Consider the following 20,369-nt stretch of genomic DNA (forward strand, 5'->3'; position numbering starts at 1 on the left):
GCAGGTTAGCCGAAGGCGTTCACTCCGGTGAGCTCCGCCGACACCGTCCACAACCGCGCCGCCGAGGCCGGGTCGATCGCATACTGCCGTACGCCGGGAGCGTCGTCGGTCGACACTTCCGCGATCTCGCAGTCCTCGCAGAACACGCCGCCGAGACCGTCGAGCTGCGGCGACGTCGCGGCCCACACCTGCGTCGCGGCGCCCTGCTCCGGCGTCTTGAAACCGACGACCGGATTGCCGTCCTCGTCGAGCCAGCCGTAGCCGGCCATCTCCTCGCGCGTCAGGTGCCGCTGCAGCGGCGTCATGATGCCGCCCGGGTGCAGCGCGAACGCCCGCACGCCGGAATCCTTGCCGAGGGCATCGAGCTGGACCGCGAACAGCACGTTGGCCGTCTTCGCCTGCCCGTACGCCTGCCACTTCTCGTACCCGTTCCGGAACTCCAGGTCGTCCCATCGGATGTCCGACCGCCGATGTCCGGTCGACGACACCGACACGACCCGCGCACCGCCGTCGGCCACGAGCGCCGGCCACAGCCGGTTCACCAGCGCGAAGTGCCCCAGGTGGTTGGTCGCGAACTGCGCCTCCCAGCCCGGACCGACCCGCGTCTCCGGCGAAGCCATGATCGCCGCGTTGTCGATCATGATGTCGACCGACCGACCCGATGCCAGGAACCGATCCGCGAACGCCTTCACGCTCTCCAGGTCACCCAGATCCAACTCGTCGATCTCCACACCGTCGACGCCGGCCAACGCCTCCCGCGCCGCGTCCGGCCGCCTGGCCGGCACAACCACGTGCGCGCCCGTGCGAGTCAACGCCTTCGTGGTCGCCAGACCGAGACCGGAGTATCCGCCGGTGACGATCGCGAGCTTGCCGGTCAGGTCGATCCCGGCGAGGACCTCGTCCGCAGTGCTGTCGTGCCCGAACCCCGAGCCGATCTTGTGCTGTTCGCCCATGGTCAGCAGCCTATGAATTCGAGTGCACTCAAAGTCAAGCCCCGAGGCGCGGATCCTGCCGCAACGACTCCGCCAACCGCTGCAGCGCTGGGTTGGGACTGTCGGGACTCCAGCACGCGTGCAGCGTCACCGAATGCGCATCGGCCGCATCCAGCTCGCGGTACCGGACGCCCTCGACCCCCATCGCCATGATCGACCGAGGGATCAACGCGCATCCCAGGCCCGCCCGCACGAGCGCGAGCATCGTCGGCACCTGTGACGCGAGCTGGCTCACGGCGTACCGGTCCATCCCGATCATCGCCGCGCAGATGTCATGCAGGTACTGCGAACCCTCCGGGCTGTACCCGATGTAGCCGTCGGTCGCATCGACCAGCGCGACCGGCCCGTCCCGGTCGGCCAGCGGATGGGATGCCGGCACGGCGAGCACCAGGTCCTCGGAGTGCACCAGCATCGACTCGAACTGCTCCGGAATCGGCGGCCGCACGAGGCCGATATCGATCTCCAGGTTGGCCAACGCCTCGAACTGCGCCGGGCTCACGAGTTCGGTCAGTTCCGCGGTCACCCCGGGCGTGCGTTTGCCGACCATGGTCAGGAAGTCCGCGAGTACGGCGTACGCGCCGATCGCCGTGAACGCGAGGCGCAGCGTCCCGGTCGTCCCGTCAGCCGCGCGGCGAGTCGCTTCCGGGGCGACTTCGAGCAGGGCCAGGACCCGGCGGGCGTGCTCGAGGAAGACGCCACCGGCTGCCGTCAGCCGGACGCCGCGGCCGGTGCGGTCGAAGAGGCGGACGTTCAGCGTTCGCTCCAGGCCCTGGATCTGGCGGGTGAGCGGCGGCTGGGTCAGATTCAGGCGCTCGGCGGCGCGGCCGTAGTGGAGTTCCTCGGCGACCGCGACGAACCCGCGGAGCTGCTGCAGGGACAGATCCATGCTCACACGGTATCGGTTCATACAGAAATGGGCTTGGACCTGCATAACGGAACGCGCTTACCGTCGGTGCCATGCCAAAACTCGCCGCCCTCTTCTCGCCCGAACGTGCCGCCGATGTCATCGACGCCAGGACCCGACAGCTGCTCGAGGACCGTTTCGAGGTGGTCTGGGCAACGTCGGAGCACACCACCGGCGCCGGATCCGCGGCGAAACCGCCGGCGCTCGACCCGGCCGCCGTACCCGAGCTGGTCAAGGGCGCCGATGTCCTCCTCACCAGCTGGGGTACGCCGCACCTCGGCAAGGAGCTGTGGTCGGACGGAAACGGCCCGAAGGTGGTCGCGCACGCGGCCGGCACGGTCAAGAACCTGATCGACCCGGTCATCCTCGACCAGGGTGTCGCGGTGTTCTCGGCCGGTCCGCGGATCGCCTGGTCGGTCGGCGAATACTGCCTCGCGTCGATGCTCACGTTGGCGCGCCGTCTGCCCCGCTTCGACGGTGCCGTCCGCGCAGGCGGGTGGAAGCAGACGGAGTACCGCGGTCATGAACTGGCCGGCGCCAAGGTCGGCATCATCGGCGCGAGCAGTACGGCGCGGGCGCTGATCACCCTCCTGAAGCCGTTCGGCTGCGACCTGGCTGTCTACGACCCGTACCTCAGCGCCGAGCGCGCCGCCGAGCTCGGCGTGCGGAGCACCACCCTCGAGGACGCGGCCACCGCACGGTTCCTGAGCATCCACGTGCCGAACGTGCCGGAGACGAAGGGCATGATCACCCGCGCCCTGATCGAGAATCTGCCGGACGGCGCGGTCGTGGTGAACTCCTCGCGCGGTCCGGCGATCGACCAAGAGGCTCTGCTGGAACACGCGCTGGACGGACGGATCTACGCGGCGCTCGACGTGTACGACCCCGAGCCGCCGAAGTTCGACGAGAACGTGCTGAAAGCCCAGAACCTGTTGCTGACGCCGCACATCGCCGGAGACACCGCCGAGGGACACCTCGCGCTGGCGGGCTACGTGCTGAAGGACGCACTCCAATGGCTCGAGGACGGCATCCGCGGACCGAGCTTCGTCGATCCCGCCTCGTGGTCGATCGCCGCGTGAGAGGAACGGCCATGTCACGCATTACCCAGGTTGAAGTCTTCCCCGTCGCCGTGCCGTTCGCGCGCCGGTTCGTGCTCGGCAGCGGCGCCGTCGGCTCCCCCGACGCGGCGCCCGACCAGGCCGGCGCGGTGATCTTCGTGAAGCTCACCACCGAGGACGGCGTCGTCGGCTGGGGCGAGCAGCGCGCGCTGCCGAGTTGGAGCTACGAGACCGCCGAGACGATGGCGGTCGTGATCCGGCGGCATCTCACGCCGATCCTGCTCGAGCTCACGCCGTTCGATGTCGAGCTGTTCCACCAGCGCGCGGCCAAGCGGCTCAGTCCGGCGGTGTCGAACGGATTCCCGTTCGCCCGGGCAGCGATCGACGTCGCGATGCACGACGCGGCCGGCAAGCTGGCCGGCGTACCCGTTCATGCCCTGCTCGGCGGCAAGATCCACGACGAGATCCCGCTCTGCTCGGCGATCGGGGTCGGCGACCAGGACGCCGTACGCGAGCATGCGATCCAGTCATCGGACTATGCGGCGTACAAGGTCAAGATCGGCGGGGATCTGGATGCCGACACCGCTGCCATCGAGACCGTCGCAGAGGTTGCCGACGGCAAGCCACTGTGGCTCGACGCGAACCAGTCCTACCGTCCGAGTGCGCTCCGGCAACTGCGCGACCGGACCTCGGGCATCCACACGATTCATTGCATCGAGCAACCGGTGCCGAGTACGGACACGCTGGCGATGGCCCGGCTGCGCGAGCTGATCGACCTGCCGATCGCGATCGACGAAGGCAGCTTCTCGGCCCAGGACCTGGCGCGGGCGATCCGCCTCAACGCCGCCGACCTGGTCGTGGTCAAGGTCTGCAAGTCGGGTGGACTGCGCAACGCGCTCAAGACCGCCCAGACCGCCCTCGCCGGCGGCCTGGAGATTCTCGCCAGCGGCCTGACCGACTGCGGAATCGCCTTCGCCGCCGCGCTGCACGTGTTCAGTCAGCTCGAGCTCGCACTGCCCGCCGAGCTCAACGGGCCGGAGCTGCTGACCGATCTGTACGTCGAGGGGCTGAGCATCACCAAGGCCGTCGCAACGGTCCCCACCGCCCCTGGACTGGGCGTTCAGGTCGACGAGGAGCGAATCCGCGCCGAGTCGATCGACCTGCTCTACCGGTGAGGAGAACCATGTCAACAAACCTGTCCCGCCGCAGGTTCCTCGGGATGACCGGGTTTGCCGGGCTCGGGGTCGCCGCGGCCGGAACCGTGGCCGGCTGCTCGTCCGGCCCGCCGTCCGGCGCCGCTACCTGGTCCATGTGGTCCAGCAGTGCCGCCGAGAAGAAGGTCTGGGAGGACTTCGGCAAGTACGTCGAGCAACAGCTCAAGGTCGAGTCCGTCGCCAGCCTGACCCCGTCGACCGGCTACCCGACCAAACTCGACCTCCAACTCGTCAGCGGTACGGCGAGCCTGGTGACCGCGCTGAATGGCACGCTGATCCCGACGTACGCCGCCCGTGGCGCGCACCGGCCGCTCGACGACCTGATCGCCGCCGACCCGGACTTCTCACTCGACGACTTCTACGACACCAGCCGACGGATCGGTAGCTTCAACGGCAAGACGTACGCGATCGGCTTCGACGTCGCGCCGACGGTCATGTACTACAACAAGGACCTGCTGAAGAAGCAGGGCATCCCGCTGCCGTCCCGGACCGAACCGATGTCCTGGGCAACGTTCCGCGACCTGTGCAAGCAGCTCACCAAACCCGGGCAGCAGTACGGCTTCACCTGCGCACCGGCCATCGACGACCTGGTGTCCTGGATCTACTGCGCCGGCGGCAACGTGATGAGCGACGACGCCAGCCGCAGCACGCTGGGAGATCCCGAAGCGATGGAGGCCTTGCAATACGTGATCGACCTGTTCGTCAAGGACCAGGTCACCCCGCCGATCAAGAACCTGGTCACAGAGAGCTCGCTGTCGAACTTCATGCAGGGCAACGTCGCGTTCATGCAGAACGGTCCGTGGCAGGTCGTCAACGCGCGCAAGGCGAAGTTTGACTGGGACATCATCCCGTTTCCGGCGGGCGCGGCCGGCAGCAAGCCGCGGGTCTCGGGCTCCAGCTTCGCGATTCCATCGGGGGTGCGGGAGGGAGCCGAGCTCGACCTCGCGTGGAAGCTGATGAAGACCCTCACCAGCACCGGCGCACTCGACATCTACGCCAAGGCCGGCCGTAACAACCCGGCCCGGCTCAGCGCCGGCAGCGCCTTCCAGCCGCCGCCCGACAACCTCGGCATCGTCCAGGAGATCCTGGCCGGCAAGCTCGCCGGCGGTCACGCCTTCGACGTCACCACGAACTGGAACCAGGTCAAGCAGTTGCTCGGCCAGGACCTGCCGCGCACGTTCCTCGGCCAGGTCAGCGTCCCGGACGCGATTAACGGGCTCACCCCGCGTCTCGACATCCTGATGCGCCAGCACCTCGACACCGTCCGCCAAGCCACCGCCAGGAAGGGGTGAACAGCATGGCTCTTTCGACAGCAGATACCGCACCCGCGGTCACCAGTCCCACACCAACCCGACCGACGTCCAAACCGACTCCGCGCTGGCGCAGTCGCGAGGCGCTCACCGCCTGGCTGTTCATCCTGCCCAGCCTGATTGGCTTCCTGATCTTCACCGCCGGACCGGTCGTTGCCGCAGGCGTCATCTCGCTGCTGAACTGGAACCTGTTCAGCGCACCGACCTGGGCCGGCCTGCACAACTTCGCCCGCCTCGGCCCCGACCCGACGTTCTGGTCCGCCCTCGGCAACACGGCGTACTTCACGCTGGTCAGTGTGCCGCTGACGATCATCGTCAGCCTCGCTCTGGCGCTGCTGCTCAACCAGGGCGTACGCCGGGTCGCCGTGTTCAGGTCGCTCCTGCTGTTGCCGTACGCAACCATTACGGTCGCGGTGGCGTTCGTCTGGATCTGGCTCTACATCCCGCACGACGGCCTGGTGAACGCCGTGCTCGGCTGGTTCGGCATCAGCGGCCCGGCGTGGCTGATCTCCGACAACTGGGCGATGCCCGCGCTGATCCTGATGAGCGTCTGGAAGAGCTTCGGCTTCGGCATGGTCGTCTTCCTCGCCGGTCTCCAGGCGATCCCCCAGCAGCTCTACGAAGCCGGCCGCGTGGACGGTACGTCGCCGTGGAACAGCTTCCGCCACATCACGCTGCCGATGCTCTCCCCCGCCCTGTTCTTCGTCATCGTCACCTCGGTGATCGGATCGTTCCAGGTCTTCGACCAGGCACTGATCATGACGAACGGCGGTCCGGGCACCCGCACCACCACGCTGGTCATGTACATCTACCGGACCGGCTTCGAGAACTACGACCAGGGGTACGCCGCGGCGCAGTCGCTGGTGCTGTTCGCGTTCATCGTGGTGATCACCGCCGGTCAGTTCCTCTTCCAGCGGAGGCTGGTGCACTATGACAACTGAAGCGATGCCGCTGGCATCCAACAAGGCCCTGCAGCGGAAGCTCATCGTCTTCGCGTGCTTCCTGGTCACCGCGCTGACGCTGATCCCGGTCGTGATGATGATCCTGGTCGCGTTCCAGTCCGACGCCGAGTCGATGGCGGCCAAGCCGTCGTTCTGGCCGAGCAGCTGGCACCCGGAGAACCTCACCCGCGCCTTCGAACTGGTCCCGCTGGGTAAGTACCTGCTGAACACGATCTACTTCGCCGCCGGTACGACGATCCTCGAAACGGTCACCGCTGCGCTCGCGGCGTACGCGTTCGCCCGGCTGCAGTTCCCCGGCCGGACCTGGCTGTTCGGGATCTACCTGGCCACGCTGATGATCCCGTCGCAGGTGACGCTGATCCCGCAGTTCGTGCTGGTCGCGAAGCTGCACGGCATCGACACCTGGCCCGGGATGATCCTGCCGCACGCGTTCACCGCGATCGGGGTGTTCCTGCTGCGGCAGTTCTTCCTCGGCATCCCGCGCGACTACGAGGAGGCCGCCCGGCTGGACGGTGCGAACCGCTGGCAGGCGTTCGTCCGGGTGATCGTGCCGCTCGCGGTCCCGGCGATCGCGACGCTGGCCGTCTTCAAGTTCATCGGCCAGTGGAACAACCTGCTCTGGCCGCTCGTCATCTCCAACAGCGACGCGACGCGTACGGCGTCGGTGGGCCTGCAGGTCTTCCAGGACACCAACGGCACCCAGTGGAACTTGTTGCTGATGGCAGCGACCGTCACCACGATCCCGTTGATCGTCCTGTTCTTCCTCACCCAACGCTGGTTCGTCCGAGGCATCACCATGAGTGGTCTAGGAGGCCGCTGAACAATGACCTATCTCTGGTCCGTATTCACCAAACCCTGGGCCGGCCTTCCCGGCGACGAGCTCGGCCGGCTCGTTGCCGGGATCGGGTTCGGCGGCGCCGAGATCCCGGTCCGCGACACGGCGTACGTCACCTCGGCGAACGCCGGTGCCGAGCTGCCGAAGTTCACCGCACAATTGCGGGCCGAGGGCATCGAACCGATCAGCGTCGCCAGCGACCTGTCCGAGCAGGTGTTCGCCGCCTGCGCCGAGGCCGCTGTGCCGATGATCCGGATCATGGCCGAGCTGGGTCCGGACGGGTACGCCGCCTCCCTGCAACGCAACCGGGCGATGCTCGAGCTGGCCGTGGTCCTCACGGAGCGGTACGACGTGCAGGTCGGCGTACAGCCGCATCACGGGCGGTTCGTGTCGTCGACGCTCGGCGTACTGCAACTGCTCGACGGACTGCCCGATCGGTACAAGCTCGTGTGGGACGCGGCGCATGATGCGCTGGCCGGCGATCATCCGGCGGTGACGCTCGAGCTCGGCGCGGACCGGCTCGGGATCGTGAACCTGAAGAACGTCCACTACCTCCGCACGGACGCCGGCTGGAAGACGAACTTCGTCGAGGCCGAGGAAGGTCTCGCTGACTGGTCTGCCGTCTTCGCCGCGCTGCAGAAGATCGGGTACGCCGGCCCGATCTGCCTGACAGGTCAGTACTCCGACCCCGCCGTACCGGTCGAGGAGCGGCTCGAAAAAGATCTGCGGTTCGCTGTCACATCGGCCGCGCAGCATCCGTCAAGGCAGTGAAATCAACACACTCACGAACCTGATGGAGAACCTCCCATGCAAGCACGGATGACGAACCCCGCGGAGATCCTGCCGGACGCCACCAAAGGCATCCAGAACATCTACAAGGCGATCGGGCAGTCCGGAACGGACGGCAAGGTCCTGGAGCTCGTGCACCTGCGGGCCAGCCAGATCAACGGCTGCTCCCCGTGTGTGTTCGGCGGGATCAAGTCGGCGCTGAAGAACGGCGAGACCGACGAGCGGCTGCACCAGGTCGCCGCGTGGCGGGACTCCGACCTGTTCACCGACGCCGAGCGGGCCGCACTCGAGATGGCGGAGGCCGCGACCCGGCTCGCCGACAACCCGACTGCGGTCAGTGACGAGATCTGGGCCGACGCCAGTGAGCACTTCGGCGACAAGGAACTGTCCGCGATCGTGCTGATGATCGCGCTCACCAATATGTTCAACCGGATCAACACCACCGTGCGCCAGCCCGCCGGCGCCACCTGGTAGTCGCTAACGTGTGAGCCCCGGATGTCGAGAAGATGTCCGGGGCTCCGACGTACCCGGGTGAATGGAGGAACGCGATGAAATACATGCTGCTGATCTACGGGAACGACGAGACGTGGAACACCCTGCACGCCAACGGCATCGACGAGGTGATGGAACAGCACCGCAAGCTGACCGCGGAGCTCGAGGCGAGCGGCGAGTTCATCGACGGTCTCGGCCTCACCACGGCGAACGCGCGGGTGGTCAGGGTGGTCGACGGGGTGCCGGCGGTCACGGACGGACCGTTCACCGAGGCCAAGGAGGTGCTGGCCGGGTACTACGTCGTCGACTGTGCCGGCCTCGAGCGGGCGGCGGAGATCGCCGCGCGGCTGCCGGAGGCGCCGTACTCGCCGATCGAGATCCGGGAACTCATCGATCCCATTCCTGACTAGATCACGCTGCCGGGTGCGGTCGGCAGGGAAGCGGGTCGAACAACTTGCCGGCCTCAGCTGGGCGTCGACACCTGAGACCGGCGAGTCACTGACTCAGACTGTTGACGTCCGGACAAGCTCGCGGGACGCGAGGATGACCCCACCTGAGGCAGGCTGGTCACCCATGCCCCGGCCACCTTGGACGAAAACAGTGCTACCAGGCGCAGGCAGCGTGACACCCTCGCCGAGTCGCAGCGTGGTCGTCATTCCGTTGCTCAATCTGAGCATCGCCACGCGTCGCGGTCGCACTGGGCTGATCGACGAGGTCACCTCGTGGATGCCGGTGCAGACCGCCGGTTGGATCGCGGCTCGGCCGAGCCCTGCATTGCCGTGACTCCTCACATCACGGCACCGCTCGGCGAGCCTTCTCATCGCTGACACACTTCCCCCTTCTCATCGTGAACTGCCCCCGAGTGGCGGTGGACGCGGTCACAGGACCGCACACTCCCCGTCCTCCCCGCACCCGGAAACGACGCGGAAGTGATCAGGCAACCCTTGCTGAGAGTGACGACGTTTTCAAGGGATCGTGATCGGAATCCCGCGTACCGAAACTTTTGTCCACCCCTTGTGCTACAGGCAACTACCGACCACCGAAGCCACTGGTAGCAATGCCTTGATCGCGGCGTACAACCAACGTTTGCCCCACCACGTTGCGGCCAGGACCGAAAGTACCGGCAGCGCGCCGTCAGCGTTCGGTGCTGGTACGGGCGATTATGCGATGGGGGATCATCACCCTGCGTGGCGGGGCATCCTTGTCGGTCATTCGTTCGCCGAGCAGGTCGAGCGCGGCCGCGACGAACTCGCGCCGATCGAAATCGATCGTGGTCAGCGGCGGGATCATGAACTGGCTCTCGAGGATGTTGTCGAAACCGGCGACCAGCGTCTGCCGCGGTACGGCGATGCCGGCCTCCCACAGCGCCGACAGTGCGCCCGAGGCGAGCGAGTCGGTGAAGCAGAAGAACGCGTCGGGCAGCTCATGGTCCGCCAGGTACTTGCCGACGACAGTCGCCGCGCCCTCCGGACGCCAGCGGTCGAGGCTGATCTCGAGCGACGGATCGATCGGTACGCCGGCCTCCTCGAGCGCCTGGTGGTAGCCGGTCGTCCTGAGGCGGGATGCCGCCGTACCAGGGCCTTCCGCGGAGCCCGCGAGTACGCCGGCGCCTGATGATCCGCGCGGGATTTCCGGCGTACCGACGACTGCGATCCGGCGGCAGCCGCGAGACAGCAGGTGCTTGGTCATGTCACGCGCGGCAGCGACGTTGTCGATCGCGACCTGGCTCACAACATCCTGGTCGACATCACCGATCAGCACGACCGGCGGCAGCGGACCGGCCGACATCACCGCGCTGTCGTCGAGGTTGACCGGGTTCAGGATCAGGCCGTCGACAAGGTACGCGCGGGCCTTCGAGATCAGCTCGAACTCGCGCTTGGGCTCGGCCGCGGTCTGCTCGATCTGCACACCCCAGCCCCGCTCGTGGGCCAGCTCGACGACCAGGTGGACGATCTCGGCGGAGTACGGCCGGAGCAGGTCGGGCAGCGCGAGGGCGATCATGCCGGAGCGGCCGTTGCGCAGGCCGCGGGCACTCATGTTCGGCACGTAGTCGAGCTCGGCCAGGGCGCTCTCCACCCGGGCGCGGGTCTCGGGTCGCACGAAGACGACGCCGTTGATCACGTTCGACACCGTCTTCGGCGACACCCCGGCCAGCTTGGCGACATCTTTGACGGTGGGACGCATGTCGCCCATTGTCACACCTGGCACACGTTGTCACGCAGCGTGGATGTGCATCTCGACAGGACGTATATCTCTACTGCCCGCCGCGGCCACGCTCAGCGGCGCGGCCGATCGGGCGCAGTGGGCGTATACGTCCTGTTCTCGTGCCGAAGCTACCGGGTGATCAGGGCGCCGCCGTTCACGTGCAGGACCTGGGCGGTGAGGTGACGGGCCGCCGGGGAGGCGAGGAAGTGGATGGTGCCGGCGATGTCGTCCACGTGACCTTCGCGCTTGGTTAACGTTGCCTGGAGCAACGTCTGGCGACGCTGGTCGGTGAGGCGGTCTTGGAAGAACTCGGTGTCCGCGGTGAAGCCGGGCGCGACGACGTTCGACGTGATCCCGCGCGGGCCGAGCTCGGCGGCGATGTCGGCGTTCCACAACGCGAGCGCGGCCTTGGAAGCGCCGTACGAACCGGGTCCGCGGGCGCCGGCGATCGAGCCGAGATGGACGACCGCGGTGGTGAGTCGCGGGGCGAGGGCGGTGGTGGTGAGGACGGCGCTGATCAGGTTCGCCTCGAGGTTGGCGAGCCAGTTGGCCTTCAGTTGCTCAAGATCCCCGTCCGGCCGGCCGAAGTCGGTGTTGCCGCCGGCGTTGTTCACCAGCACGTCGACCTGCTCCGGCAACTCATGGATCAGGCGTTCGATCTGCGCCGGGTCCGTCGCGTCGCAGACCACTCCCCTGGCTCCGAGATCCGCCGCCGTTTTGGCTAGCACGTCGGCGCGGCGACCCGTGATCACGACCTCGTCGCCGTCGGCCCGGAACCGCTCCGCCGTCGCCCGCCCGATCCCGGTCGCTCCCCCGGTCACCACGATCGTCCTCATCCGACACCTCACGTTTAGATCTAAATGTTTAGGTCTAAACGTAGCATGGCTCTCGTGGCAGACAACTACCCGCTCGATTCCCCCAGTCCGTACCCCGCGGCGGAGATCGCCCGCGCTTGGCAGCGTGAACGCCCCGGTACGCCGACGGACTCGATCGAGATCGTCACCCCGCTGTGGAGGCTGGCCAAGCTGTTCGCGGACGATCGGCGCCGGGTGCTCGCGGATGCCGGCGTGGATCCGGCGACGCTCGACTTACTGAGCGTGCTGCGGCGCGCGGGCTCGCCGTACGAACTCACCACCCGCGAACTGTCCCGCCGCACCCTCGTCACCGCCGGCGCAATCTCCCAACGAGTCGCCCGCGCCGAAGACAGCGGACTCGTCACCCGGCGCGGCGCCGACGACGGCACTCGCGCGGTGCTGGTCGCACTCACCCCCGCCGGCCACGACCTCATCGAACGAACCGTCGACCAGGTCCTCACCCGCGAATCCGAACTCGTCGCATCCCTCTCCCCCACCACCCGCACCCAACTAGCCGCCCAACTCCAAACCCTCCTCGACGAGGTCAGCAAAGCAACCGGTTAGCCGACCTTCCAATCGGGGTCGTAGCACCCTCTAGCTACTGGGCCGGTTGAGTGGCGAGGGATTCGATCAGGTCGCGCCAGGCGGTGAGGTCGTCCGCGGTGGCGCCTGTCTGGGTCAGCTCCAGGCGGGCGCCGCCGTTGCCGTCGCGTAGAGCCCACGTCACGACGCCGCCGGTCGAGCTGTAGCTGAGGCGGACCGGCTCCTCGAGTTCGCCGACCGGGCCGGCATCGATGCCCTTGGCAACGAAGCCGTCCGGCGGCGGGCTGCCGACGGCCGCGGTCTGCGCGCCGGCCAGCAGCTTCCACACCGCCTCCTTCGGCTGCGTCAGTTGGCGCTCGAAGCGCAGCTCACCGTCTTCGGAGACGGCACCCTGATCAAGGCCGAAGACCTTCGCGAAATGTTCATGGAGTTCGCGGTAGTCGCGCTCTGGGACGGTATCGCCGAGTACTCGCTCGAGGGCGTCGAAGCAGAGCGTCCAGCCGCCGGCGAAGCTGGCCGAGCCGGCGCGATCGTCGTAGGTGGCCGTCAAGTGGAGGGTGCAGCCGGCCGGGGTGGACTGAAGTTCCCAGCGGAGGACCTCCACGCCCCAGGTGTATTCGATCAGGTGAGGCGGTTCGTACGCGCGGATGACGCCGCTGCTCTGCTCGTCGACGGGAGCGCCAGGGTCCTGCTCGAACGTGAACTTGACCGGCCCGTCGAGCCTGAGATCCAGCTCGACAGCAGCCGGGAACCACCCGGCCAGCTGGGTCGGGTCGGTGATTGCTCGCCAGACCTTCTCTGCCGGATGCCGCAGGTCCCGCCGCATCCGCAGGACGGTCCGGCCGTTCTCAGAGCTCAGCGTCTCGGTCATGCGTCTATATATACCCGCTCCGGCATATACGATCAACCGGCGAAGCGCGCCAGGTCCCTCAGTTCGGCGGAGAGGTCCGGCCGATCGTCGAACACGTCTACCGTCAGGTCGGCGTGCGTCCAGGAGCCGATCGCTCGGCCGGCTTCGATGATGGCCGGGCGGAGCATGCCGCCGCCGGGAAAGATTGCGGCGGGCAGTTGCTGGAAGCGGTTCTGGTAGCCGAGGAGATACGCGTCGAACTCCCCCAACATCCGGACATCACCACAGCCGGGCAGATCGTCGACCGCAGCCACCTTTCCAGAATCGACTTCGAAGGATCTCGTGGCGACCGCCTCCACCGCCCGGCGGGCGGCAGGCACGGGCAACCCGGACCAGGTCGCGAAGTCGCGGGCGGTCGCGGGGCCGTAGGCGGTCAGGTAGCGGCGGGCCAGATCCTCCACGTCACCCGACAGTTCGAGAGGCTTCCCGAGCCAATCGCGTATGGCGACCCACGTCTCCCCCGGCCCGTAACACACCCGGCCGAGCAGCCCGGCGTACCGGATCAGCGCGTAGACAGCCTGCCCCTTCGGCTCCGCGATCAGTCCGGCCGCAACCAGTACGTCGGCCAGCTCGGCGCGGTTGGACGGACCGTTCGCCAGCAGGTGCTCCTCGAGCACGTCGGCCGCACGAGCGCGGACCCGCGCAGGCAGGCCGAGTTCGCCGTACCGGCGTTCCGTGTCCTTGATCAGCTTCGCACCGAGCAGGCCCAGCAGCGGACCCGCGTCCTCGACGGCGACCAGTTGCAGCGTGCCGCGCATGAACCAGCCGCGGACGACCGAGCGGTCGGTCTCCTGCGCGTGTGTGACGTCGGCGAGCGTGGTCGCGGTCGATCGGGCACGTACGGCGTACGCGGCTCCGCGCCAGGTCTGCGCCTGGAGGCCCCCCGTCCGGCGTACGACGTCGGCCACCCCTCCGGGGCCGGCCTCGTTCACCGGACGCGCCAAACAGTTCGCCTGCATCCTGGCCGCCAGTAACCAGTCAACAGACCTCTGCGCCACTCCAGCATGACACCACGAACCGGACGTGTCCGCATCCCGAAATACGAAACCGCCCCGGTTCGTACCGGGGCGGCCCGCAAAAACACCGCAAAAAGCACCGCAAAGGCACCGAAAAGCGCGTCAGAGCGCCGGCTGGACCAGATCGGCGAAGGCCGCCTGGCCGGTGACGTTCGGGTGGTACGACTCGCTGACCGGGTTCGACAGGCCGTTGATCCACTCCGGGCTGCCGCACACAGAGTGACCGATGAACTTCGTCGTCGGGTTGACGAAGGTGAACCCGGCCGCGCTCGCCGAAGCCGACAGCTTGGAGTTGAGCAGGTCGGCGGTCGCGTTCAGCCGGGTCATCTCGTCGGGGCTGAAGAACGTGCCGGCGTTGCAGTCGGTGCCGTTGAACAGTCGCGGGTATCCGACGACCACGACGTGCGCCGACGCGGCGCGGCTCCTGATCGAGGAGTACAGCGTGTTCAGCCGGCCGGGCAGCGTGTTGTTGATGATCGTCTGGGCGCCGGCCACCGCGCTGGTGCAGTCGCCGAGCCACGACGGCTTCGCGCACTCGGTGATGACCGACGAGAAGCCGGCGTCGTTGCCGCCGACCTGGACCGAGACGATGTTGGTCGAGCCGGTCACCGACGGCAGCTGGTTCGCAGTGACGTCGGCGACCTTCGCGCCGGAGCAGGCCACGAACGTCAGGTTGGCGCCGATCCGGGCCGCATCGATGTAGGAGTAGGCCTTGGTGGACCGCTGGCAGGACCCGCTGCTCGAGATGTAGGTGCGGGTCCCGACACCGGAGGCGTACGAGTCACCGAGTGCGACGTAGTTCGGAGCCGCCGCATGCGCGACTCCCGGGCTGAGAAGCATCGCTGCGCCGAGGGCCGCAGCGGACAGCAGACTGGCGATGGACTTCATGGGCGGACCGCCTTTATAAGCGAGGGGTGGCGACTGAAGTACTCAACGTCACCTTCGCTGACTGGCGAGTAACACACAAGGTCCTGGTAACAAATTCACCGTAGATTCCCGGTGCCGGTGACCTTCTAGCCGTTCCAGGAGGACAACCCGGGTCCGGTCGGCAACGGATAACACCCGTCTTCCAGTTGGACGCCGGAAGGCAGCAGCCCGCTCTCCACGTAGATCGTGTTCGGCAGCGCGGCGAGCACGTGGATGTGTGCCCCGCCGCCGTGCGACGCGTACGGCACCCCGAACCCGGCCGCCATCAGCCCGATCTCCAGACAGTCGGTCAGCCCACCGGCCCGCCGCAGATCCGGCTGTACGACGCCGACGCCACCCCGCGCGATCAAGTCCCGGAAGGCTGCCTGCCCGTACCGGTTCTCCCCCGTTGCGATCGGGATGTCCAGCTTCTCGGCCAGCCGGACATGAGCGTCGGTGTCCCCGGCCGGCAGCGGCTCCTCGAACCACCGGCAGTCGAGCTCCTCGTACACCCGGCCGCGTCGCAGCGCCTCGGAGTACCCGAACGCCTGGTTCGCGTCGACCATCAGCGGCGCGTCCGGCCCGATGATGTTACGGACCGCCTTGATCCGCTGCACGTCCTCGGTGAGCGGCCCGCCGCCGACCTTCATCTTCACGCCGCGGAAGCCCTGCTCCATCGCCTTCGCGGACACGCTCTCCAGCCCCGCGACGTCCAGCTCCAGCCAGCCGACCATCGCGTACGTCGGAATCGCGGACCGCTGCGCCCCGAGCAGCTTCCACACCGGGACGTCGAGCGACTTGCCGAGCAGGTCCCACAACGCCAGGTCGATCGCCGAGATGCCGTACGACGACAGCCCGGCGGTCCCCTGGTAATCGGTCAGTGTCTGGAGCTTCGTCCGGATCCCGCGGATCATCGCGGGATCCTCCCCCACGATCACCGGCGCCAGCTGGTCGGTGATCAGGTGGGCCAGCACCGCGGGTGAACTCTCGACGCGACCGAAGTAGGTCGTACTGACTCCGCTCACGCCTTCGTCGGTGTCGATCTGCACGCGGGTGCGGCCGTTGCGGTCCAGCAACTGGATCGCGTCGCGGACCGCGTGTTCCTTCGGTTCGGAGGTGACTTCGACGCTGATATCGGTGATCTTCATCCGGTCATCCCTTGCCTGCGAGAACGTCTTCGACTTTCTGCTTGACGCTACCCAGCGCCGCTTCGGCGGTCTTCTTACCGCTCCACACGTCGTCGAGCACCGGCCGGTAGATGGTCCGGGCGCGTTCGATGTAGCGGCTGAAGTTCTCGTTCACCGCGTTGTCGAGCGCCTGCGTCACCAGCGCAAGGTTCGACGGCGACTTGTCGTCGGGTACGAACAACGACGACGAGCTCTTCGCCACCGGCATGAACCCGCGGGACTGCGCGAGCAGCTTCGCCGCGTCCGCGCCGGCGCAGTACTTCAGGAAGCTCCAGGCGGCGTCCGGGTCCTTCGAGGCCTTCGGAACGGCGAGGACGGTCAGCGTGTTGACGGTCGTCCGGCGTACCTTCATCGGCGTCGGGAAGATGTCCCACTTCACCTTCGCGTTGGTGCGCAGGTACGGGATGCCGCTCGTCAGCGAGAGCAGCATCGCGACCTTGCCGGTGCCGAGCTGGGCCAGCGCCCAGTTCGGGGTCTGGCGGCCGGCCGTGACGGTGGCGAAGTCCGGGTGCACCTTGTGGACGAGGGACAGGTCGGCAACCCACTGGATCGCCTCGGCGCCCTGCGGCTCGGCCAGCGTGAACCGGGTCGCGTCCTTGGAGTAGATGCCGTCGCCGCCGTTGCTGACCGGGAAGACGGTCTCGAGCGAGGTGTCCGGGAACACCAGCGCACCCCAGCGCTCACCGTTCGGCTTGGTCAGCTTCTTCGCGGCGTCGACGAAGTCGTCCCAGGTCCAGCCGCTCTTCGCCCAGTCCTTCGGCGGCAGCTCGACGCCGGCCTCGGCGAACGCGTCGGTGTTGCAGTACAGCACGCCGGGGTTGGTCATGATCGGCCAGGCGGCGTGCGCGCCGTCGGGCTGCTTGGCGAAGTTGTAGGCGACCGGGAAGTAGTCGTCGGGCTTGATCCCGTCCTTCTCCAGGTACGGGCGCAGGTCGAGCAGCGAGCCCTCCGCGTAGTAGCCGCGGACGTAGTCGTCGTTGATCCGGATCGCGGTCGGCGCAGCGCCGGACGACAGCACGGTCCGGAGCTTGGTGTCGTAGTCGTCGCCGGGGATCGACTGGATGTCGAGGGTCTTGCCGGCCTGCTTGGCCCAGTTCTGCGCCACCGTGTACATCGGGGTGCCGCTCTCGGTGTCCCAGGTCATCCAGGAGGCGTTACCACCGCCTCCACCTCCCCCGCTGCCGTTGCTGCCGCAGGCGGCGAGTGGGATTCCGGCGGCGAGCGCGCCGCCGCCGATGCCGAGGGCCCGGAGTACCGACCGACGGGAGATCTCTGATGCGGGCATGGTCGTTCCTGTTCTCTGAAGTTAATTGGTCCGCAGTTTGGCGACCGCGTCGTCGTCCAGCTCGATGCCCAGACCGGGCAGGTCCCACGGCGTGATCTCGCCGTTCACCGGGACGAGCGGGTTCTTCCAGATCGGTACGTCGTCGAGGATCGGGTTGTGCTCGATGTTGTACTCCTGCGGGTAGACGCACGACGGCGTACTGACCCACAGGTGCGCGTGTGCCGACGTACCGATCGTCTGTTGCGTGTTGTGCACGGTGATCGGTTTGGTAAAGGTGTCGGCGAGCACCGCGATCTTCTTGAACTCGGTGATGCCGCCGCACTTGATGACGTCGGGCTGCAGGATGTCGACCTTGCCGTCCAGGATCAGGTCCCGGAACTGCCAGGTGGTGTACTCCTGCTCGCCCGCCGCGATCGGGATGTCGACCGCGTCGGCCAGCCGTCCGTACGCCGCATAGTCGTGGGCGGCGAGCGGTTCCTCGAAATGCCACACGCCGAGGTCCTCCAGCGCGTGGGCCAGCTTGATCGCGGTGTGTTCGTAGTACGCGTTGTTGACGTCGACCAGGATCGGGAAGTCGTCCCCGACGAGCTTGCGCACCGCGGTCACGGTGGCGATGGTCTGGTCGAAGCCGTCGTCGTGCATCCACGGCGTCGACGAGTGGATCTTGTAGCCGTGGAAGCCCTTCTCCTGGAAGGACTGCGCGCGCTCGGCCTCCTGGTCCGGTGTCATGCTGCGCGACATCGAGCTCGCGTAGACCTTCGCGCTCTGCCGGTACTTGCCGCCGAGGAGCTGGTACGTCGGCAGCCCGGCCGCCTTGCCGAGCAGATCCCACAGCGCGATGTCGATCCCCGCGATCGCGTTCAGCTGCGCGCCGCCGGGACCGAGCTTGTACGGCTTGGTGTAGAGCCGGCGCCACAGCCGCTCGATATCGGTCGCCTCCTCGCCGATGAGCAGCGGCGCCAGCGCCTGCTCGATGACGCTGTGCGAGACGTGGGCGTTCATCGGGCTGACCTCGCCGACACCGACCAGACCCTCGTCGGTGTGCACCTTCACGATGTGCAGCTTGTCGAGCAGGATGATCGACTCGATGTTCGTGATCCGCATACTTATCCTTTCAGGCCGGACATCGTGATGCCCTGGACGAAGTACTTCTGGGCCAGCAGGAACAGCAGCAGCGGCGGCAGGATCGTCAGCGTCGCGGCGGCCATCATGAGGTTGGTCTGGGTGAAGTACTCACCCTTGAACAGCGCGAGCGCGATCGGCATGGTCTGCAACCGCGTCGAGTTGAGGAAGATCAGCGGGCCGAAGAGGTCGTTCCACGAGCCCATGAAGGTCAGTGCGCCGACCGCGGCCAGGGCCGGCTTCACCTGCGGCAGCATGATCCGCCAGAAGGTGCCGAAGATCGACGCGCCGTCGAGCTTGGCGGCCTCCTCCAGCTCGATCGGTATGCCGCGGAACGCCTGCCGGAGCAGGAACGTGCCGAACACCGGCGTCAGCACGTTCGGGACCCAGAGCGGGTAGTGGGTGTCGATCCAGCCCATCTGGCGGAACAGCATGTACTGCGGAACCAGGTAGACGATGCCCGGGATCATTGCCGTCGACAACAACAGTGCGAAGGCGAGGTTCTTGAAGGCGAAGTTCAGCCGGGCGAACCCGTACCCGGCCAGCGACGCGAACAGCAGCAGGAAGCCGACGTTGAGTGCCGCGAGCTTGCAGCTGTTCAGGAAGAACGGCAGCAGGCCGTGGCCGGCTTGCGAGTAGTTGCCCCACTGGAACTCCGACGGGATGAACGTCGGCGGCGACTGCAGTACTTCGTTCTCCGGCTTGAGCGACGCGCTGATCATCCAGAGCAGCGGCATCGCGAAGACCACGGCGAAGAACAGCAGGACGACGATCAGCACGACGCGACGCGGGATGTGCCGGGGTGGCCGGTTGAAGACCCGGATGGCCTCAGTTGTCATAGTGCACCCACCGCTTCTCCATCCGCCACTGGATCGCGGTGACGACACCGACGATGACGAACAGCACCCAGCCCATCGCAGAGGCATAGCCCAGCCGGCCGTGCCCGAAGGCGGCCTCGTAGATCTGGAAGATGAACACCGAGGTGGCGTTGTTCGGCCCGCCCGACGTCATCACGTAGATGATCCCGAACACCTGGAACGAGGTGATGAACTGCGTGATCGTGAGGAAGAACAGGCTCGGCGTCAGCAGCGGGAAGACGACCGCCCAGAAGCGCCGCCAGGCCGACGCTCCGTCCACTGTCGCCGCTTCGATCAGCGACTGGTCGATGCTCTGCAACCCGGCCAGCAGGATCACCATCGGGTAGCCGACGCCTTGCCACAGCGCGACGATCATCACCGCGATCAGCGCGGTCTTGGTGTCGGACAGCCAGGCCGGTCCGTGGATGCCGATCGTCTTGAGCGTGGAGTTGAACAGGCCGCTGTCCGGGTTGTACAGCCAGAACCAGACGAAGCCGATCGCGACGACGTTGGTGACCGCGGGCGAGTAGTACAGCGTCCGGAAGATTCCGATGCCCTTGATCTTCTGGTTGCACAGGACGGCGAGGCCGAGCCCGATGAAGATCGTCAGTACGACGACGACCACGGTGAAGATCACGGTGTTCTTCAGCGACGGCCAGAACGTGTCGTCGGCGGTGAACAGCTCCTTGTAGTTGTCCAGGAAGAGGAACTTCGGGGAGTTGAGCCCGGTCCAGTTGGTCAGCGACACCACCAGGGAGGCTGCAACCGGGGCGAGCTGGAAGAACAGGACCCCGAAGATCACCGGGCCGACGAACAGCCAGCCGGCCAGGTTCTGCCGCTTCGGCTTGTGCTTCGGGCGCTTGCGGACCTCCGGCCGTCCCGCTTCAGCAGGCGGCGAGACCGTGGGCAGGACAGTGTTGACCATCGC

21 protein-coding genes are annotated in these 20,369 nt (G+C 67.2%); 9 read left to right on the forward strand and 12 right to left on the reverse strand.

The window, feature by feature from the left end; all coding sequences use genetic code 11:
• Positions 1-5: 5 nt before the first annotated feature.
• Both ACQPYH_RS21630 and ACQPYH_RS21635 read right to left on the reverse strand, forming a co-directional pair.
• A complete protein-coding gene (locus ACQPYH_RS21630; protein WP_432894077.1) occupies positions 6-953 on the reverse strand; it encodes an SDR family NAD(P)-dependent oxidoreductase in 948 nt (315 codons plus the stop codon).
• A 34-nt stretch (positions 954-987) separates the two neighbouring features.
• Positions 988-1,878 (reverse strand): LysR family transcriptional regulator, encoded by an 891-nt coding sequence (locus ACQPYH_RS21635; protein ID WP_432894079.1) that lies wholly within the window; start codon positions 1,876-1,878, stop codon positions 988-990.
• A gap of 71 nt (positions 1,879-1,949) precedes the next feature.
• On the opposite strand from ACQPYH_RS21635, the gene ACQPYH_RS21640 reads away from it, so the two are divergent.
• The 8 genes from ACQPYH_RS21640 (at position 1,950) to ACQPYH_RS21675 (ending at position 8,966) form a co-directional block, all read left to right on the forward strand.
• The gene (locus tag ACQPYH_RS21640) at positions 1,950-2,975 is read left to right on the forward strand and encodes a hydroxyacid dehydrogenase (RefSeq protein ID WP_432894081.1); all 1,026 of its coding nucleotides are present in this window, start codon (positions 1,950-1,952) and stop codon (positions 2,973-2,975) included.
• Between the two features lie 11 nt (positions 2,976-2,986).
• A complete protein-coding gene (locus ACQPYH_RS21645) occupies positions 2,987-4,129 on the forward strand; it encodes a mandelate racemase/muconate lactonizing enzyme family protein (protein ID WP_432894083.1) in 1,143 nt (380 codons plus the stop codon).
• An 8-nt stretch (positions 4,130-4,137) separates the two neighbouring features.
• Entirely contained in the window at positions 4,138-5,460 is a 1,323-nt protein-coding gene (locus tag ACQPYH_RS21650; RefSeq protein ID WP_432894085.1) for an ABC transporter substrate-binding protein, read from the forward strand.
• Positions 5,461-5,465: 5 nt separating this feature from the next.
• Positions 5,466-6,419: a carbohydrate ABC transporter permease gene (locus ACQPYH_RS21655; RefSeq protein ID WP_432894087.1), complete on the forward strand. Its 954-nt coding sequence runs from the start codon at positions 5,466-5,468 to the stop codon at positions 6,417-6,419.
• The gene (locus ACQPYH_RS21660) at positions 6,409-7,260 is read left to right on the forward strand and encodes a carbohydrate ABC transporter permease (RefSeq protein WP_432894089.1); all 852 of its coding nucleotides are present in this window, start codon (positions 6,409-6,411) and stop codon (positions 7,258-7,260) included. The genes ACQPYH_RS21655 and ACQPYH_RS21660 overlap by 11 nt, the downstream gene beginning before the upstream one ends.
• A 3-nt stretch (positions 7,261-7,263) precedes the next feature.
• On the forward strand, positions 7,264-8,046 hold the full coding sequence (locus ACQPYH_RS21665; protein ID WP_432894091.1) for a sugar phosphate isomerase/epimerase family protein: 783 nt from the start codon (positions 7,264-7,266) through the stop codon (positions 8,044-8,046).
• Between the two features lie 36 nt (positions 8,047-8,082).
• Positions 8,083-8,538, forward strand: a complete 456-nt coding sequence (locus ACQPYH_RS21670) for a carboxymuconolactone decarboxylase family protein (RefSeq protein WP_432894093.1) — start codon at positions 8,083-8,085, stop codon at positions 8,536-8,538.
• Between the two features lie 74 nt (positions 8,539-8,612).
• A complete protein-coding gene (locus ACQPYH_RS21675; RefSeq protein WP_432894095.1) occupies positions 8,613-8,966 on the forward strand; it encodes a YciI family protein in 354 nt (117 codons plus the stop codon).
• A 724-nt stretch (positions 8,967-9,690) separates the two neighbouring features.
• Here ACQPYH_RS21675 and ACQPYH_RS21680 read toward each other — a convergent pair.
• Together ACQPYH_RS21680 and ACQPYH_RS21685 are read right to left on the reverse strand one after the other, a co-directional pair.
• Complete coding sequence (locus ACQPYH_RS21680; RefSeq protein WP_432894097.1) at positions 9,691-10,740, reverse strand: LacI family DNA-binding transcriptional regulator; 1,050 nt, start codon at positions 10,738-10,740, stop codon at positions 9,691-9,693.
• A 149-nt stretch (positions 10,741-10,889) separates the two neighbouring features.
• Complete coding sequence (locus ACQPYH_RS21685; protein ID WP_432894099.1) at positions 10,890-11,597, reverse strand: SDR family NAD(P)-dependent oxidoreductase; 708 nt, start codon at positions 11,595-11,597, stop codon at positions 10,890-10,892.
• A 54-nt stretch (positions 11,598-11,651) separates the two neighbouring features.
• Here ACQPYH_RS21685 and ACQPYH_RS21690 point away from each other — a divergent pair, with 54 nt between their 5' ends.
• On the forward strand, positions 11,652-12,179 hold the full coding sequence (locus ACQPYH_RS21690; RefSeq protein WP_432894101.1) for a MarR family winged helix-turn-helix transcriptional regulator: 528 nt from the start codon (positions 11,652-11,654) through the stop codon (positions 12,177-12,179).
• A gap of 34 nt (positions 12,180-12,213) precedes the next feature.
• On the opposite strand, the gene ACQPYH_RS21695 is transcribed toward ACQPYH_RS21690, so the two are convergent.
• The 8 genes from ACQPYH_RS21695 to ACQPYH_RS21730 form a co-directional block, all read right to left on the reverse strand.
• Positions 12,214-13,029, reverse strand: coding sequence for an SRPBCC family protein (locus ACQPYH_RS21695; protein WP_432894103.1), 816 nt, complete (start codon positions 13,027-13,029; stop codon positions 12,214-12,216).
• A 32-nt stretch (positions 13,030-13,061) separates the two neighbouring features.
• On the reverse strand, positions 13,062-14,000 hold the full coding sequence (locus ACQPYH_RS21700; RefSeq protein ID WP_432894105.1) for a winged helix DNA-binding domain-containing protein: 939 nt from the start codon (positions 13,998-14,000) through the stop codon (positions 13,062-13,064).
• A 186-nt stretch (positions 14,001-14,186) separates the two neighbouring features.
• On the reverse strand, positions 14,187-14,972 hold the full coding sequence (locus tag ACQPYH_RS21705) for an SGNH/GDSL hydrolase family protein (RefSeq protein WP_432894107.1): 786 nt from the start codon (positions 14,970-14,972) through the stop codon (positions 14,187-14,189).
• A 125-nt stretch (positions 14,973-15,097) separates the two neighbouring features.
• Positions 15,098-16,138 carry a mandelate racemase/muconate lactonizing enzyme family protein gene (locus tag ACQPYH_RS21710; protein WP_432894109.1) on the reverse strand — a complete coding sequence of 347 codons (1,041 nt, stop codon included), beginning with the start codon at positions 16,136-16,138 and terminating at the stop codon, positions 15,098-15,100.
• Between the two features lie 4 nt (positions 16,139-16,142).
• The gene (locus tag ACQPYH_RS21715; RefSeq protein ID WP_432894111.1) at positions 16,143-17,462 is read right to left on the reverse strand and encodes an ABC transporter substrate-binding protein; all 1,320 of its coding nucleotides are present in this window, start codon (positions 17,460-17,462) and stop codon (positions 16,143-16,145) included.
• 21 nt (positions 17,463-17,483) lie between these two features.
• Positions 17,484-18,566, reverse strand: a complete 1,083-nt coding sequence (locus ACQPYH_RS21720; RefSeq protein WP_432894113.1) for a mandelate racemase/muconate lactonizing enzyme family protein — start codon at positions 18,564-18,566, stop codon at positions 17,484-17,486.
• Positions 18,567-18,568: 2 nt separating this feature from the next.
• Positions 18,569-19,423 (reverse strand): carbohydrate ABC transporter permease, encoded by an 855-nt coding sequence (locus ACQPYH_RS21725; RefSeq protein WP_242000839.1) that lies wholly within the window; start codon positions 19,421-19,423, stop codon positions 18,569-18,571.
• Complete coding sequence (locus ACQPYH_RS21730; RefSeq protein ID WP_432894115.1) at positions 19,413-20,366, reverse strand: carbohydrate ABC transporter permease; 954 nt, start codon at positions 20,364-20,366, stop codon at positions 19,413-19,415. The genes ACQPYH_RS21725 and ACQPYH_RS21730 overlap by 11 nt, the downstream gene beginning before the upstream one ends.
• Positions 20,367-20,369: the final 3 nt, after the last annotated feature.

The sequence above is a fragment of the Kribbella sp. CA-245084 genome (assembly GCF_050942355.1).
In the GTDB taxonomy this organism is placed as follows: domain Bacteria; phylum Actinomycetota; class Actinomycetes; order Propionibacteriales; family Kribbellaceae; genus Kribbella.

Bases quoted from the DNA above. Each gene is read 5' to 3' on its own strand.
- ACQPYH_RS21630 (WP_432894077.1), bottom strand. From the start codon at position 953: ATGGGCGAACAGCACAAGATCGGCTCGGGGTTCGGGCACGACAGCACT.
- ACQPYH_RS21635 (WP_432894079.1), bottom strand. From the start codon at position 1,878: ATGGATCTGTCCCTGCAGCAGCTCCGCGGGTTCGTCGCGGTCGCCGAG.
- ACQPYH_RS21640 (WP_432894081.1), top strand. From the start codon at position 1,950: ATGCCAAAACTCGCCGCCCTCTTCTCGCCCGAACGTGCCGCCGATGTC.
- ACQPYH_RS21645 (WP_432894083.1), top strand. From the start codon at position 2,987: ATGTCACGCATTACCCAGGTTGAAGTCTTCCCCGTCGCCGTGCCGTTC.
- ACQPYH_RS21650 (WP_432894085.1), top strand. From the start codon at position 4,138: ATGTCAACAAACCTGTCCCGCCGCAGGTTCCTCGGGATGACCGGGTTT.
- ACQPYH_RS21655 (WP_432894087.1), top strand. From the start codon at position 5,466: ATGGCTCTTTCGACAGCAGATACCGCACCCGCGGTCACCAGTCCCACA.
- ACQPYH_RS21660 (WP_432894089.1), top strand. From the start codon at position 6,409: ATGACAACTGAAGCGATGCCGCTGGCATCCAACAAGGCCCTGCAGCGG.
- ACQPYH_RS21665 (WP_432894091.1), top strand. From the start codon at position 7,264: ATGACCTATCTCTGGTCCGTATTCACCAAACCCTGGGCCGGCCTTCCC.
- ACQPYH_RS21670 (WP_432894093.1), top strand. From the start codon at position 8,083: ATGCAAGCACGGATGACGAACCCCGCGGAGATCCTGCCGGACGCCACC.
- ACQPYH_RS21675 (WP_432894095.1), top strand. From the start codon at position 8,613: ATGAAATACATGCTGCTGATCTACGGGAACGACGAGACGTGGAACACC.
- ACQPYH_RS21680 (WP_432894097.1), bottom strand. From the start codon at position 10,740: ATGCGTCCCACCGTCAAAGATGTCGCCAAGCTGGCCGGGGTGTCGCCG.
- ACQPYH_RS21685 (WP_432894099.1), bottom strand. From the start codon at position 11,597: ATGAGGACGATCGTGGTGACCGGGGGAGCGACCGGGATCGGGCGGGCG.
- ACQPYH_RS21695 (WP_432894103.1), bottom strand. From the start codon at position 13,029: ATGACCGAGACGCTGAGCTCTGAGAACGGCCGGACCGTCCTGCGGATG.
- ACQPYH_RS21705 (WP_432894107.1), bottom strand. From the start codon at position 14,972: ATGAAGTCCATCGCCAGTCTGCTGTCCGCTGCGGCCCTCGGCGCAGCG.
- ACQPYH_RS21710 (WP_432894109.1), bottom strand. From the start codon at position 16,138: ATGAAGATCACCGATATCAGCGTCGAAGTCACCTCCGAACCGAAGGAA.
- ACQPYH_RS21715 (WP_432894111.1), bottom strand. From the start codon at position 17,462: ATGCCCGCATCAGAGATCTCCCGTCGGTCGGTACTCCGGGCCCTCGGC.
- ACQPYH_RS21720 (WP_432894113.1), bottom strand. From the start codon at position 18,566: ATGCGGATCACGAACATCGAGTCGATCATCCTGCTCGACAAGCTGCAC.
- ACQPYH_RS21725 (WP_242000839.1), bottom strand. From the start codon at position 19,423: ATGACAACTGAGGCCATCCGGGTCTTCAACCGGCCACCCCGGCACATC.
- ACQPYH_RS21730 (WP_432894115.1), bottom strand. From the start codon at position 20,366: ATGGTCAACACTGTCCTGCCCACGGTCTCGCCGCCTGCTGAAGCGGGA.